Here is a 15877-nt window from a genome sequence, read left to right as displayed (position 1 = left end):
AAAAGTAAAACATAGAATGATAATTTTTATGTCCATATTACCAATTGTAATTGCCCCTGATGAAAGACTAATCACACGTGCCAGTGAAGTAACAGATATAAACGATAAAATTAAAGAATTAGTAAACGACATGTTCGAAACTATGTATGATGCAGAAGGTCTTGGCCTTGCTGCAGTGCAAGTTGGAGTGTTAAAGAGAATTTTTGTTATGGATATTCAGCTAGAAACAATTGAAAATGAGCCAGCAGGATATGGCTCAACTGGCAAATTTTACATGATTAATCCTGAGATTACAGAATTATCCGATGAACAAGTAATTCTCAAGGAAGGATGCCTTTCAATTCCAGAGCAAAGTCATGAAATTAAGCGTCCAAAGTATCTAACTGTGAAATATAAAGACTTAGATAATGAAGAACAAACACTAAAAGCTAGTGGTTGGCTTGCAAGGTGTATTCAGCATGAATTAGATCACTTAAACGGCATATTATATATTAGACATTTATCTAAATTAAAGTATGATATGGCGATGACAAAAGCACAAAAGATTAAAAAGCAATATGAGCAATAAAGACCTAGAATTATTAAAATTTTACCATGAAGTGGGCGTTGATTGCACACTAATGGAGGGTGAAGAGGAAAAAAAATTGGAGAGCAAAGAGAGTGTGCAACCCTCTGTTATCCAAACTGGGACCCAGAAGAAAGATGCAGATACGCACTGGGGTGACACTAAAGATGGAAAAGACATGTTTCCAAGTGATTGGATAATTGAAGCAAGGAAACTTGCAGGTAAATGTGGTAGTGTGGATGAATTAAGAAGTGCAGTAAAGTCATTTGAAGGTTGTGAGATAAAAAAAACTGCAACTAATACTGTCTTTTCCGATGGTAATCCAAATGCAAAAATTATGCTCGTTGGTGAAGCTCCAGGAGCAAATGAAGACCTTCAAGGCATACCATTTTGTGGTGCAAGTGGAATGTTGCTCGATAAAATGTTAAATGCAATCAATCTTGATCGCACCAAAGTTTATATAAGCAATACCGTATTTTGGCGCCCACCTGGCAATAGAAAGCCAACCGACCTAGAGCTTGATATGTGCAGACCATTTGTCGAAAAACACGTTGCACTAGTTTCACCACAAATTTTAATTTTGGTCGGGGGAATCGCATGTTATAGCCTTCTTGACAGCACAAAAACTATATCGAATTTGCGTGGCAGATTTCATACGTACACTAACCAATATTTGTCCAATTCAATCACCACAGCCGCTATATTTCATCCAGCTTACCTACTTCGCCAACCGGCACAAAAACGTTTAGCCTGGGAGGACTTGAAGAAGATTAGGGAGTATCTTGATAACACCAATAACTGCACAAATACCTAATAAAGTGGTAGACCTCTTGCATAGTTTTTGCAGCATGTTAACAATCGTTAGAAACGAAAAAACTTCCTTGACACCCTTCGCCAGCCCCCTTATCATAACAGTGAAGCTATTGTATTTGCTTTCGCCAATCTGCAGATTAAAAGGTAAGGATTACTTAATGTATCGGCGTCTTATGTTCAATTTTTTGCAGTATATAGATACTGTATGTCTTTACAAAACTTCATCTACATCTAGATTTTTATCTAAATAAGCTGAACGCGCTTATAAAGCGTTACAAGACATCAAAAAATGCCAATACTCGACAGAGATAGTAAAAGACTAGCTAACTCGGGGATTCTTTGTCTTTTTTTCTGCTTAGTAAATTTCTTAAACATTTGCAGCGTAAGTTAGTTGCAATTAAAAGCGGCTGAATCTCGCTTGTCAAGCGTTTAAAACATAAAAAACGCCAATATTTTAAAGCAGATAATAACCCCAGGGCTTCTTTTGCCTTTTTTTTCATTTAGTAAATTTCTTAATATTTATGGCTAAACGACAACCGTCATCCCGCTACTTGTTAGCGGGATCTATGCTTTGAGATACCGCGAATGAATCGCGGTATGACGTAGAGCTCGCGTTAGCTACACTTTTATGCTTACCAACTCAGTATCCAATCAAAACCTGGATTTCAGTGTCAAGCACTGAAATAACACCGAAAGGGCTACTGCTGTCTTGGATGGGAACCAGTGTCAGCTACTTGAATCTGCCACGCAAATTGCCTGCAAATTGCAATGTTCGTACAGCTGTGCGTCATGCGCTGGAATGGCATCAAGGGGTAACTTTTTATTTAAACAATGATTGTAAAATGATTATAATAAGAGATCTATTGAAATTTTAAAGTTATTAAATATTGACGCTATATACTTAAGTGTTAAAATAGAATGAAAAGTTTTTAGGAGTTTATATGGCAGCAGGTGGGAAAGCAAAGACAGCTAGTAAAAATAACCCTACTCAGCGTAAGAAAGCTGAGCAAAAAATGTATAAAGATAAACCGGTAAAACCTGTTAGATATATAGATCGTGATTCGCGCATGAATTATATGTCTGCTCAATATGACAACGGCAATCTGGTTGAAGATGAGGTAAGCGGCAATCCTATAAAGTGGGAAGCTGTATAATAGTTGTGGTTAAAGTTACTATTAATTCTAAGGAATGTGAAGTAGAGCATGGGCTCACTATAATTCAAGCTTGTGAAGTCGTGGGCGTTGAAATTCCACGTTTTTGTTATCATGAGCGTTTAGCAATTGCTGGTAACTGCAGAATGTGTTTGGTTGAAGTGGAGGGTGGACCTCCAAAACCAGTAGCCTCTTGTGCAATGCCAGTTGCAGAAGGGATGGTTATTCACACTGATACCCCTAAGGTTAAAAAAGCACGTGAAGGTGTGCTTGAGTTTTTGCTAATTAACCACCCGCTTGATTGCCCAATTTGCGATCAGGGTGGTGAATGCGATTTGCAAGATATCACGATGGCTTATGGGAAAGGAACCAGCAGACTTGATGAGCATAAGAGGGCTGTGCCAAAAAAACACTTCGGACCACTGATTGAGACTGCGATGAATCGATGCATTCATTGCACTCGGTGTGTTAGATTTTTGTCTGATGTTGCAGGTACAAATGAACTTGGAGGAATCGGAAGGGGAGAAAATGTAGAGATTAGCACTTACATAAAAAGGCATATTAGTTCTGAATTATCTGGAAATATCATAGATCTCTGCCCGGTAGGAGCTTTAACTTCAAAGCCTTACTCCTTTACAGCGCGTCCATGGGAGCTATCACATTGTGAGACTATAGATGTGCTAGATGCTGTGGGTAGCGCAATTAGAGTTGGTTATCGTGGCCCGGAGGTTATGAGGATATTACCAAGGCTGAGCGAAGAGGTAAATGAAGAATGGATATCAGATAAAACCCGCTTTGCCTATGATGGACTAAAAGTTCAGCGTCTTGATCGACCTTATATAAAAAAAGATGGTAAATTAGCCCCAGTTGATTGGAATGAGGCATTAACTGTTGCTGCAAAGAAATTAAAGAATACAAAATCAAATAAAATAGCTGCAATTGCAGGTGATTTAGCAGATTGTGAGTCTATGCTTCTACTTAAAGAAATGATGCAGAAGCTCGGCTCGGGAAATATAGATTGCAGGCAGGATGGTGCAAAACTTATACCAAATAATCGTGGATCGTATGTGTTCAATACCACTATTGAAGGTATAGAGAATGCGGATTTGTGTCTGCTTATAAATACAAACCCAAGGATAGAAGCACCGATCATTAACGTAAGATTGAGAAAGAGATATTTACAGGGCAACTTTCCTGTTGCAAGTGTTGGTCCTAACATTGAATATTTGTATCATGTTGAGAAATTGGGCGATAATCCTGATATTTTGAGTGAAATAGCAAATGGAAATCATAAGTTCTGTAAGCTGCTGAGTGCTGCTCAGAGCCCTATGCTGATTATCGGTCAAGATGCATTAGTAAGAGACGATTCTGAATCAGTTCTAGTTCTAGCTGGCAAAATTGCAGAAAAATTTAACATGGTCAGAGATGACTGGAATGGCTTTAATATGCTGCATAAAGCTGCAGCAAGAGTTGGTGGGCTAGATATTGGGTTTGTTCCTAAAAAAGGCGAAAGGGATATTAATCAAATATTGGAACATGCAGAAAGTGGTGAAATAGAAGTTGTTTATCTTCTTGGTGCAGATGAAATTGACACATCAAAGTTAGAAAACACATTTGTAATTTATCAAGGTCATCACGGTGATAAGGGTGCACATGTGGCAGATGTTATCTTGCCTGGTGCTGCATATACAGAAAAATATGCAACTTATGTAAACACTGAAGGTCGAGTGCAAAGAACAAATTTAGCTGTATTTCCTCCAGGTGAAGCAAAGGAGGACTGGTTAATTATTAAAAATCTCTCGCAATATTTGGATCTCTCCTTACCATATGATAGTTTATTTGACGTGAGAAAAAAATTAGATACTATCGGTCCACAGTTTAGAAATGCTGATCAAGTGATAAAAAACACATGGGTACCAATCAGCAATGGTAAAATAAATTTAAGTAATACACCTTTTACTTTAAAGGAGTGTAATTTTTATATGACGGATTCAATAAGTCGCGCTTCAAAAATAATGGCAGATTGTACTAAAGCTTTTTATGAACACGCTAGTTAATATTTTATTTATTTTAGTACCGCTACTACTTTCAGTTGCATATTTGACATACTTTGAGCGTAAGGTCCTTGCTGCAATTCAACTGAGGCACGGCCCGAGTGTAGTTGGACCTTTTGGGCTATTGCAGCCATTTGCAGATGCTATTAAGCTACTGATTAAAGAGCCGATAATACCATTTAGAGCGAGCACCATACTGTTCATTATGGCTCCAATGCTTACCTTTATCTTGGCATTAATTGCCTGGGCAGTTATACCGTTTGGTGCTGAAGTAATTGTAGAAAATGGCCAGCAAGTAGTTATTCCTAAGGTTATAGCAAATATTAATGTTGGAGTGCTTTACGTGCTAGCTATATCGTCGCTGGGAGTATACGGCGTAATTATTGCAGGCTGGTCAAGCAATTCTAATTATGCATTTCTTGGTGCTATACGGTCGGCTGCTCAGATGATTTCATATGAAGTTTCAATAGGCTTAATAGTTGCTGCAGTCGTTATTACCACTGGAACATTAAATCTTGGAGAGATGGTGGTAGCGAAACACAATATGCCATTTTGGGTTGATTTACTACTAATGCCTATAGGAATAATATTTTTTATTTCTTTGCTTGCAGAAACTAATCGTCACCCATTTGATTTACCAGAAGCTGAAGCAGAGCTAGTCTCTGGATATAACGTTGAATATTCATCCATGCCTTTTGCCCTCTTTTTTCTTGGAGAATATGCAAATATGATTCTAGCAAGTGCTATGATGACGATATTCTTTCTAGGAGGATGGTATCCTCCGTTAGAACTTGGTTTGCTTTATAAAATTCCAGGTTTAATTTGGTTCGTTTTGAAGATAATTATACTTTTATTCGTATTTATTTGGATTAGAGCAACAATACCTCGTTATCGATATGATCAGCTAATGCGCCTTGGTTGGAAAGTATTTCTACCAATATCGGTGCTTTGGGTAATACTCATTTCAGGGGTGTTGCTCTTTACTGGGAATTTGCCTGGATCCAATGTTTAATTTCCCAAATACAAGATTAAGACGCAGGCGCTCGAGCAAATGGGTTCGCAATTTAACAAGTGAAAATAGTTTATCAGTAAACGATCTGGTTCTTCCTCTGTTTGTTCATGACAGAGAAGAAACAACTGAACCAATTTCTGGCTTACCAGATGTAAAGTGTTATTCAATAGATGGATTAGTGTCTATAGTTAAGGAAGCTAAAGATTTAGGAATTAATGCTGTTGCAATTTTTCCTGTAGTTGATAGTAAACTAAAATCTGAAAACGCTGAGGAAGCATATAATTCTGACAACTTAATCTGCAGAGCAATTTGTGCTGTAAAATTAAAGGTACCTGAAATTGGTATTATTGCAGACATTGCATTGGATTCATACACTATTCACGGCCATGACGGCATTTTAAAAGATAATCAGATGGATGTAGAAAACGATGAAACCGTGTCGATATTATGTAAGCAAGCACTTGCTTTAGCAGCATCAGGATGTGATGTAGTTGCTCCTTCTGATATGATGGATGGTAGAATAGGAAGAATCAGAAAATCATTAGATGATAACAATTTTCAAGACGTATTAATATTATCTTATGCAGTAAAATACTGCTCTAGCTTCTATGCTCCATTCAGGCAAGTCGTTGGTTCATGTGGGCTATCACATTCTATAGACAAAAGTGGTTATCAAATGGATTATAAAAATGCGCGCGAAGCAATGTGCGAAATTGAAATGGATATAAATGAAGGTGCAGATTTTATTATGATTAAACCAGGTATGCCATATTTGGATATTATCAAAACAGCAAGTGATAAGTTTAATTTTCCGATTTTTGCTTACCAAGTAAGCGGTGAGTACGCAATGATAAAAGCTGCTGCAAATAATGGCTGGCTAGATTATGACAAGGTGATTTATGAATCTTTGATTGGTTTCAAACGTGCGGGTGCAAGTGCAATATTCACTTACGCTGCACTTGATATTGCAAAAAATTTAAGTGCATAAGCCCTATAAAATTATTAAATTTTTGGCGCACGTTCTTCTACTGTTGCTGCATATTACCTAAAATCTTCCAATACATGTTTTAAGCTATTGATAAGTCTATTACAATACAGTATTATAAATAATATAAACCAAGTGTTACTTAGAACATGGGGATTTTTTTTAAATTTTTGGGGAAGATGCTAGGCAAGGTTTTTCCTGCTAAAACAGTAAGCTCTCTTTTAGGAATAGGATATTTACCAAGTTGGCAGAACTATTGGTCTTCTCTTTTAATATTATTTATTGTCGATGTTATATTAATTCTTACATATGGAGGCGAATACTTACTATATAAAATGCCAGACTCAGGAATAGTCGTAGCTGCTGTTTTTACAAAATTGGCAATAGTTATGTTAGTAATGCAATTAATTGGAATATTTATTTTTCATGCTCAAGACCCTTCAGCAAACAGTGGTGAAGAAATAGTAATACAAATAGCGTCAGGGCAAGTACTGACTGTAGCACTTTCAATGCCGGCAATGATGTCGATTTATTATGCTGTAAGTAAACTCTATGGGAATATATGTAAGCAGATGTTTCAATGCCCATTTTGGTTTAATGATTTTATGCACTTTTTCTTTTTTCTTATGATACCTTACGTATTTTTTAATGTCGTAGAAGTGATAAAACCATGGCCAATAAGTTCAATACAGCTCAGCTATAATAATGCAATGTCAATTACATTTGAGGGGATTTTTCACACATTTTATGCGGTGATTTTACTGTATTTAACAGCATTTATATTCTGCGATTTAACTATGCATGATGCAATTGTCCTAAATAAAAGCATAATTCAGTATGTGAGGGAAAGTTCAGCAGTTTTAGGTGATTATTTTACATGATACTGTTAAAAAAATAGGTATTGAATAGTACTTATTTATTTATATATTTAGTATAAAAAGTGTGAAATTTGTGTGAACTTACAAAGTATAATAAAAGAGTTACAAGATTTTTGGGCTAGTGAAGGATGTGTTATACTTCACTCATACACATCTGAAGTTGGTGCTGGCACATTACATCCTGCAACAATTATGTCTGCAATTGATACAAAACCGGCAAAAATTGCATATCTACAACCAGTAATTAGGCCAGCAGATGGGCGCTATAGTGATAATCCTAATCGTTTGTATCAACATTACCAATATCAAGTTATAATAAAGCCATCTGGTAATAATTTACAAGACGTCTATTTAGATAGCTTAAAAGTTCTTGGCATATCTACAGAAAAATATGATATTAAGTTTGTTGAAGATGATTGGGAAAACCCAAGTGTTGGTGCATCAGGACTTGGATGGGAAGTTACATGCAATGGAATGGAAGTAACACAGCTTACTTATATACAGCAAGTTGGAGGGATTGACTGCAAGATGATTCCTGGTGAGGTGGCATATGGGTTGGAACGTTTAGCAATGTGCATACAAGGTGTAGATAATGTTTACGATATAATTTGGAACGATAACGGTGTAACTTACGGAAATATTTTTAAACAAAGAGAATATGAATTTTCTTATCTAGCATTAGATTATTATGATACTAAAGTGGTACAGCAGCAATTCGAAGATACGGAAAAATTGTGCAAGTTCCTTATTGAAAAGGAGCTACCAATGGCAGCTTATGACCAATGTATTAAAACTAGTCACCTACTTAATCTGCTTGATGCAAGAGGTGTGCTTGGTGTGAATGAACGTACAGCTTATATTGGTAGAGTTAGAGAGCTGACAAAAAAATGTTGTGAATTGTACATGAGTAAATAGCGTATGTCGTTGCAGTTGTTATTTGAGTGCCTTTCAGAAGAAATACCACCGAGAATGCAGAATGTAGCTGTAACTCAAGTTAAGAGCTGTATTGCCAATGTTTTTAACAAAAATAATGTAAAATTTACATCAATGGAGGTTTTTGTAACAGCACGTCGCATTACCCTATTTGTCGACAACATAAATGCTTTGGAGCTAAAGGATTCCAATAACGAAGTTAAGGGACCAAACATTAACGCACCAAAAAGTGCTATCGAAGGTTTTTTAAGAAAATATCAGAAAAATGAAGAAGATTTGCTCGTTCGAAAAGTAAATAATGAGGATTTTTACTTCATTAAAAGAGAAAGCTGCTCATTTAACATTCAAGAGTTTCTTAAAAATCAACTAGGAGAAATATTAAAAAATTTCTCTTGGCCAAAAAGTATGAGATGGGGCAAAGGAAAAGAAAGGTGGGTTAGGCCAATTAAAAACATTTTATGCATTTTAAATGACGAAATAATACCTGTGTCTTTTGCAGGGATCACAGCATCTAACACAACATATGGCCATCGATTTCTCTCAAGTGGTACAGCGTTAACTGTTAAAGCACCTAAAGACTATTTTGAATTGCTAGAAAAAAACAGTGTAATTCTCCAAATGGACAAAAGAAAGCAATTTATACTAGATCAGATTAATAAATTCACAAAAGAGCAGAATTTACAACTTGAGAAAAATGATTATTTACTAAATGAATTGACAGGGCTTATAGAGTGGCCAATCGTGCTGTTTGGTGAAGTAAATCAAGAAAAGTCATTTGGATTACCGAAGGAAGTAATACTTAGTATAGTTAATACACAACAAAAATACCTTGCTTTAAGTAATGGAAAGAGAATTTCACACTTTGTCACTGTTGTCAACGTCAACAATGGTGAAGTTGTTAAAGGGCACGAAAGAATATTAGAAGCACGTCTTGCTGATGCCCAATTTTTAATATCTCAAGATAAAAAGGAAAATCTAGATTATTATGTCAAAAAATTAGGTTCGATATTATTTCATGCTTCTCTTGGCAGCGTTGGAGAAAAGGTAAAGCGTATTACGGCTCTGTCAAAGTATATAGCTATATTTATTCCACATGCTTCGCTGATAAAAGTTGAACGCGCTGCATATTTGGCAAAAGCTGATTTGGCAACATCGATAGTAAGAGAGTTTCCAGAATTACAAGGAGTAATGGGTGGATATTATGCTTCTTATTTTCAAGAAGATAAAGAAATAGTGGAAGCTATAACTGAACACTATAAGCCAATCAGATCGGAGCAAGAATGCCCTAAATCCCCTTCAGCAATTGCTGTGTCAATTGCAGACAAAGTGGATAGCTTAGTTGGTTTAATTGCAGCAGGTGAAAAAATCTCTGGTTCGTATGATCAATTTAGTTTGCGGAGAATGACAATTGGTATGATTAGGACAATACTTGAAAATAATTTGCATGTTCCAATTAGGCTATTGATAGACAAGTCAGTATCTTTATATTCAAAACTTCTATTTAATAAAAATACAACGTCAGCTGATAAGCCAAATAGAAAACAAATTTCAGAATTAGTATTTAAATTCTGCTTAGAAAGATTCAAGGTTATTTTAAAAAATAGAGATATAAGACAAGATGTCGTAGATTCAATACTATATAAAATCGATATTAATGATCTGCTGACAGCAGAAAAGCAAACTGTTATATTGGATCGTTATCTTAGTACGCCAGAAGGTGAACAGATTCTAAGCACTTACAAAAGAGTCAGTAACATGATGAGCAAAGTAAGAAAAAGTGATGGCACTACTTATAGTGCATCTTACGGTAAGAGGTTTTTGATTGAAAGTGAAGAAATTGCGCTATCAAATTGTGCTATAACTGCTTGTAAAAACATAAAACAAGCGATAAAAAATAACCACTTTAATGTAGCACTTGATGAACTTGCTGGTTTTGCTCCGTTTATCAATCAGTTTATGGACAGTGTAAAGATTAACTGTGATTCTGATAAACTGAGGAGAAACAGATTATCTTTGCTTGAAAATGTAGTTTCCATCTTTCATTTAGTAGCAGATTTTAACCTCATACAGGTTAAGCAATGGATAAATGCTCAGGCAATATAAAGAACAAATCAAATCATCTCCACAGTCCTGTGGCGTGTATAAGATGGTTGGAGATAAGAATAAAGTTTTATATGTTGGAAAAGCAAAAAACTTAAAGTCGAGATTATCCGACTACCTTCAATTCGAAAACCTTTCTGAACGAATTAGAGTTATGCTCTTACAGGTTATTAAGGTTGAAATATTCATCACTGAGAATGAAATCGAAGCACTGCTTCTTGAAGCACAGCTAATAAAATCATTGAAACCACTTTATAATATTGTGCTCAAGGATGGAAAATTTTATCCTTATATAACAATTTCCAAGCACGATTATCCAAGAATAGCAAAATATAGAGGCAAATTTAAGAAAAATGAGTTTCATTATTATGGTCCCTTTACATCTGCCGCTGCTGTTAAGCAAACTATATTGTCATTGCAAAAAGCTTTTCTCCTAAGAGTATGTTCAGATCAATACTTTTCCTCAACAAAAAGACCATGTATTGAATATCAAATTAAGCGCTGCTCAGCACCATGCATAAACAAAATCACAAAAGACGACTACTGCCAATCAGTAAAACAGGCACGAAATACATTGCTTGGAAGAAATAAGGAAGTGAAAGAACAGTTACTTTTCACAATGAGAAAGTGCAGCAGTGAAGAAAACTATGAGCTTGCTGCTATATATAGAGATCGGGTAAAGTTTCTTGAGCAAATTCAAATACAGCACACGGATTTTTCTTTTGAAAAAGATGCAGATTTCTTCAGTATTGTACGTGAAGAGGATCTAGCATGTATTAGTGTGTTATCGTTCAGAAATAAAGACAACTACGGCAGCACTCCTTACTTTGCCGAGAACTGTGGTGATCACTCAAATGATGAAATTTTATCCACCTTTTTGGTCAATTTTTATAATTCAGCTAACATACCTCCAATACAAATTTACGTTCCAGATTCTATTGTGGATAAGGAAATTATAGAACAAGCACTATATAAGGTTGCTCAAAAGCCAGTAAAAGTTCTGCATGCAAAGAATAAAAAAGAGCGTGATTTATTGAAATTTGTTTATGATAACTCTCAGCATAGCTTAGAGCAGAAGCTTATCGATTATAGAAATAACCTAGAAAAGCTTGAGGAGCTTAGCAAAATCTTCTTGTTACCAAATATTCCAAAGCGTATTGAGGTTTATGACAATAGCCATATATTTGGAAACCAACAAATTGGTGTAATGGTTGTTGCAGGGCAGGAGGGTTTTTTAAAAAGTGAGTACAGAAAATTTACTATAAAGGAAAAATTTTCAGGCGATGACTATAAAATGATGAGGGAAGTGCTAACCAGACGTTTCTCCGGCAATATAAAAGGCATAATACCTGATTTTTTACTGATTGATGGTGGACCAGGACATGTTTCCATAGTACAGAATGTACTGGAAGTATTGAATATAAACGTTCCTTTTGCTTGTATGGCAAAAGGTCCTGATCGTAACGCAGGAAATGAAAGATTTTATATGCTGGGCAGGGAAGAATTCAGTCTGGCAAATGACAGCAAAGTCATGCTTTACTTACAATCGCTGCGTAATGAAGCCCACCGTTTTGCGATAACTTCACATAGAAAAAAACGCGATAAACAGTTTATAGTTTCACAATTAAGCAAAATACCCGGCATTGGCAACAAAAGAAAAAAAGCGTTGATGTCTTATTTTGGTTCAGTGAAAAATATAAGCAAAGCTTCTCTGGCTGAAATTCAAAACGTACCTGGAATTAGTAAAGGTTTAGCAGAAGTCATTCTTAAACACGTAAATTATAAGAGAGGAGTACTGGAATGACACAAAACCCGTTTTATTATTAGGGAATTTATATCTTAAAACCGCAAAAAAAGGTGTGCGTATTTGTGAAAAAAAATCTCCATGAAATTTAATGTGGTGGGACTAGTGCGATTCGAACGCACGACCTTCAGATTAGGAGTCCAACGCTCTATCCTGCTGAGCTATAGTCCCGTGTTTCCTACCATTCATGTAAAGTTATAGCAAAAAATCCTTTCTTTTCTAGATTTCTTGCATAACCAATTTATGACGACAAAAAACATTTCTGTACTTCTTGAGTATAATGCTATTATATTTAATAACATGGTTTAAGTAAGATTAATGCTAGTTAACAATATTGGTTATTTCTATAACAATCAAAACGACTTTGCTTTAAGCAATATAAACATTAAAGTAAAGAAAGGAAATGTTGCATGTTTATTGGGGCATTCTGGCTGTGGCAAGTCAACAATTTTGAAATTAATTGCGGGGATAGAAAATCCAAAATCTGGAACTATTTTTATAAATGATAGGTTAGTTGCAAGTAATAAGGCATCAGTCGCTATAGAGCATAGAAATATCGGATTGATTTTTCAGCATTCTGCATTATTTCCTCACAAAACAGTAGTAGAAAATATAACCTTTGCTATCCGCAGCTCTTCCAAGAGAGAAAAGCACCTAATTGCATTGGAAATTTTGAAGTTACTCAATATAGAAAAATACGAAAATATGTACCCTAACGCCTTATCTGGAGGACAGCAACAATTAGTTGCAATAGCAAGAGTGATGGCACAAAACCCTGATGTTGTGTTGTTAGATGAACCATTTTCTAATTTAGATATACTGCTCAAGTGCCGAATAAGACAACATATATTGTCCCTTTTTAGAAGTAAAAATATCCCTGTGCTAATGGTAACTCATGACCCGCAAGAAGCATTGAAAGTTGCAGATTTTATCTACGTAATGAAAAATGGTAAAATTATTCAATCAGGAGTTTCTAGCGATATATACCATAGGCCTCAAGATGATACGCTAGCAAAGTTTTTTAGTGAGCTCTCTTCTACTCTACAGTTAAGCGAAAAGTTTCCACTTATTCGCTGCAAGAAAATAATCTAGTCTGGAATTGTTATAAAATAATTAAAAAACCTTGATTTATAATTAAATAAAGGTGATATAATCTATGTGTTACTTGACTTCAGTCAAGTTTTAATATTTAAAGGTCAATATTTTAAATGGAGGTGAAAATGAGTTTAGGACCATGGCAATTGTTTCTAGTCTTAATAATAATTTTAGTTCTGTTTGGTGCAGGCAGATTACCGCAAGTTATGGGTGATTTAGGAAAAGGCATCAAAAACCTTAAACAGGAGCTTAAGGACTCAGAAAAATTATCGTCTAACGAACCAGATCGTTAGCGTCCTCATACTTCGTGACATGCACCTTAGTGCATGTCATCTGTTTAAAAACTTAGTCAGGTTAAAGAATGAAAGAGATGAAGTATTGGTATGAAATAAATAACAAATATTGAAATACAGCAACAACTATGTTAGCTTAGGAGGAATATTTTATTAAAAGATAATTGTGCAAAAAAGTGAGAAACTAACTAAAGATAAAAAACTAGCTTCTGATATTCTAAAAGAAGTTGCAGATACCAATAACAATGATAGCGATAAAGTAACTTTGTTTGACATTAAAACAGCTTTGCATGAGCGTGGTTTTGGTATTTTAATAATCATCTTCTCCTTGCCGCTATCGGTGCCTATACCGGTTCCACCTGGTTATACAACTATTCTTTCTATACCTTTAATCTTATTCTCACTGCAGCTTCTATTTGGATTTGATTCTCCTTGGATGCCGCATTGGTTGGAAAGAAGGTCTTTTCAGCGTTCAACACTAGCTCTTGTGGTAGAGAAAACTTCTCCAGCATTAAAAAAAATAGAAAAGTTCATGAGACCAAGAATGTCTTTTATTTTCTATGGGCCCGGTGAAAAAATTTTAGCTTTTATAATGCTGCTTTGTGCGTTATCAATAGCTCTTCCACTACCTCTTACTAACTTCATTCCTGCAATTGGTACGACTCTTATTTCGCTTGGTATCATGAGTAAAGATGGGTTTCTATCCATATTGGGAGTTCTAATATCATTGTGTGGGTTATTGCTTACTCTTGTTGTAGTAGTCAAAGGGCCACAACTTATCATTGGGGCATTTTCTTTTCTCAAAAGCTTCGTATATGGTTAGGCTTTACAACACCTTAACAAAAAAAAAGGAGCTTTTTACACCTATCGATAAAGATCATGTGAAAATGTATGTTTGCGGACCAACAGTATATGACACAGCACATATAGGCAATGCACGGTCTGTTGTTGTGTATGATGTGTTATTTCAGCTACTTAAGTTTTGTTATGGCAAAGTTACCTATGTGCGTAACATAACCGACATTGATGATAAGATAATTAATGCAGCAAGTGAAAAAAATAGCAACATAGAAAGTATAACCACATATTACATTAAAGCTTTTCATGATGATATGGAAAGCATAAATTGTAAAAAACCAACATACGAACCAAAAGCAACGGAAAACGTAGATTACATTATAAAATTAATTGAACATTTGCTGCAATCAGGCCACGCTTATGAATCTGACAAACACGTGTATTTTAATATAGAATCTTACCATGAATATGGTGCTTTATCAGGAAAAAAAACTGATGAATTGGTTCCAGGTAGCAGAGTTGAAGTTAATGAAAATAAAAAGCACCCTGGAGATTTTGTGCTGTGGAAGCCTGCAAATGATATTGACTACAAACTTTCAAGTTATTGGAATAGCCCATGGGGAGAGGGCAGACCTGGATGGCATATAGAATGCTCAGCAATGTCATATGCTTACCTTGGCAAAGATTTTGATATTCATGGTGGCGGCATAGATTTACAATTTCCTCACCATGAAAATGAAATTGCACAGAGTAAGTCTGCATTTGCTGGATCAATGTTTGCAAAATACTGGATACATAACGGCTTTCTTACAGTAAATGAAGAGAAAATGAGCAAGTCCTTATTTAATATAGTCAAAGTAAGAGATTTGCTAGATAGTGGAATAAAGGGTGAAGTAATACGCTATGCACTGCTCAAAACTCACTACAGAAAACCACTTGATTGGACAGAAAACGTTATTTCTGATGCACAGGAAACCTTAAATAAATTTTATCGGTTATTACGTGGTTTAGATACAATAAGTATTGATGAAAGTAACGCAGAGATTTCTAAAGATTTTATAGACGCTTTAAAAAACGACTTAAACATTCCTGAAGCTCTAGCTATATTACATGAAATGGCTGCAAAAATTAACAAAATGAGTAATGAAAGTGAAAAGCTTAAATTAACTGAGAGTTTTGTTAAGAGCGCCAGATTTATTGGTCTTCTTGAGTCAAGTTATCAAGAGTGGTTTACTGCTGGTGTGAGTCATCAAGAAATAGAAAGATTGATAGATTTAAGAAGAGCAGCAAAACAAAATAAAGATTATAATACTGCAGACAAAATAAGGGACCAGTTGAAACAAATGGGGATTACAATTTCTGACAATGAAGATGGTACAACAACCTGGTAAACTCA

Annotated in this window: 13 protein-coding genes, 1 tRNA gene and 1 pseudogene; 14 read left to right on the top strand and 1 reads right to left on the bottom strand. The window is 35.4% G+C overall.

Annotated features, from left to right (window positions below; all coding sequences use genetic code 11):
* Positions 1–28: 28 nt before the first annotated feature.
* The 10 genes and pseudogenes from def to uvrC all read left to right on the top strand — a co-directional run bounded on the left by def (position 29) and on the right by uvrC (position 12295).
* Positions 29–568 (top strand): peptide deformylase, encoded by a 540-nt coding sequence (def, locus tag OPR39_RS00850; protein ID WP_015588806.1) that lies wholly within the window; start codon positions 29–31, stop codon positions 566–568.
* On the top strand, positions 558–1379 hold the full coding sequence (locus tag OPR39_RS00845) for a uracil-DNA glycosylase (RefSeq protein WP_265038836.1): 822 nt from the start codon (positions 558–560) through the stop codon (positions 1377–1379). The genes def and OPR39_RS00845 overlap by 11 nt, the downstream gene beginning before the upstream one ends.
* 940 nt (positions 1380–2319) lie before the next feature.
* On the top strand, positions 2320–2532 hold the full coding sequence (locus OPR39_RS00840; protein WP_006279675.1) for a hypothetical protein: 213 nt from the start codon (positions 2320–2322) through the stop codon (positions 2530–2532).
* Positions 2533–2537: 5 nt separating this feature from the next.
* The gene (gene nuoG, locus OPR39_RS00835; protein ID WP_141456792.1) at positions 2538–4586 is read left to right on the top strand and encodes an NADH-quinone oxidoreductase subunit NuoG; all 2049 of its coding nucleotides are present in this window, start codon (positions 2538–2540) and stop codon (positions 4584–4586) included.
* Complete coding sequence (gene nuoH, locus OPR39_RS00830; RefSeq protein ID WP_015588803.1) at positions 4570–5595, top strand: NADH-quinone oxidoreductase subunit NuoH; 1026 nt, start codon at positions 4570–4572, stop codon at positions 5593–5595. The genes nuoG and nuoH overlap by 17 nt, the downstream gene beginning before the upstream one ends.
* Positions 5588–6583 (top strand): porphobilinogen synthase, encoded by a 996-nt coding sequence (gene hemB, locus OPR39_RS00825; protein ID WP_265038833.1) that lies wholly within the window; start codon positions 5588–5590, stop codon positions 6581–6583. The genes nuoH and hemB overlap by 8 nt, the downstream gene beginning before the upstream one ends.
* A gap of 146 nt (positions 6584–6729) precedes the next feature.
* Positions 6730–7489: pseudogene (locus OPR39_RS00820) on the top strand (phosphatidylglycerophosphatase).
* Positions 7490–7533: 44 nt separating this feature from the next.
* Positions 7534–8373: a glycine--tRNA ligase subunit alpha gene (locus tag OPR39_RS00815; RefSeq protein ID WP_015588800.1), complete on the top strand. Its 840-nt coding sequence runs from the start codon at positions 7534–7536 to the stop codon at positions 8371–8373.
* A 3-nt stretch (positions 8374–8376) separates the two neighbouring features.
* Entirely contained in the window at positions 8377–10494 is a 2118-nt protein-coding gene (gene glyS / locus OPR39_RS00810) for a glycine--tRNA ligase subunit beta (protein ID WP_265038827.1), read from the top strand.
* Positions 10478–12295, top strand: coding sequence for an excinuclease ABC subunit UvrC (gene uvrC, locus OPR39_RS00805; protein WP_174516859.1), 1818 nt, complete (start codon positions 10478–10480; stop codon positions 12293–12295). The genes glyS and uvrC overlap by 17 nt, the downstream gene beginning before the upstream one ends.
* A 94-nt stretch (positions 12296–12389) precedes the next feature.
* On the opposite strand, the gene OPR39_RS00800 is transcribed toward uvrC, so the two are convergent.
* Positions 12390–12466 (bottom strand) — tRNA-Arg (locus OPR39_RS00800).
* Positions 12467–12613: 147 nt separating this feature from the next.
* On the opposite strand from OPR39_RS00800, the gene OPR39_RS00795 reads away from it, so the two are divergent.
* From OPR39_RS00795 to cysS, 4 genes are all read left to right on the top strand, one after another.
* Positions 12614–13387, top strand: a complete 774-nt coding sequence (locus tag OPR39_RS00795) for an ABC transporter ATP-binding protein (protein WP_141456795.1) — start codon at positions 12614–12616, stop codon at positions 13385–13387.
* A gap of 128 nt (positions 13388–13515) precedes the next feature.
* A complete protein-coding gene (gene tatA, locus OPR39_RS00790; RefSeq protein WP_006013840.1) occupies positions 13516–13683 on the top strand; it encodes a twin-arginine translocase TatA in 168 nt (55 codons plus the stop codon).
* Between the two features lie 166 nt (positions 13684–13849).
* Positions 13850–14506 (top strand): exopolysaccharide biosynthesis protein, encoded by a 657-nt coding sequence (locus tag OPR39_RS00785; protein WP_265038825.1) that lies wholly within the window; start codon positions 13850–13852, stop codon positions 14504–14506.
* Positions 14499–15872 carry a cysteine--tRNA ligase gene (cysS, locus tag OPR39_RS00780; RefSeq protein ID WP_174516857.1) on the top strand — a complete coding sequence of 458 codons (1374 nt, stop codon included), beginning with the start codon at positions 14499–14501 and terminating at the stop codon, positions 15870–15872. Before OPR39_RS00785 ends, cysS begins: the two co-directional genes overlap by 8 nt.
* The last annotated feature ends 5 nt before the right edge of the window (positions 15873–15877 follow it).

This window comes from Wolbachia endosymbiont (group A) of Yponomeuta plumbellus (assembly GCF_947251575.1).
GTDB lineage: Bacteria > Pseudomonadota > Alphaproteobacteria > Rickettsiales > Anaplasmataceae > Wolbachia > Wolbachia pipientis.
Note: the sequence above shows the minus strand (reverse complement) of the source record. Positions and strands in the feature narration are given on the sequence as shown.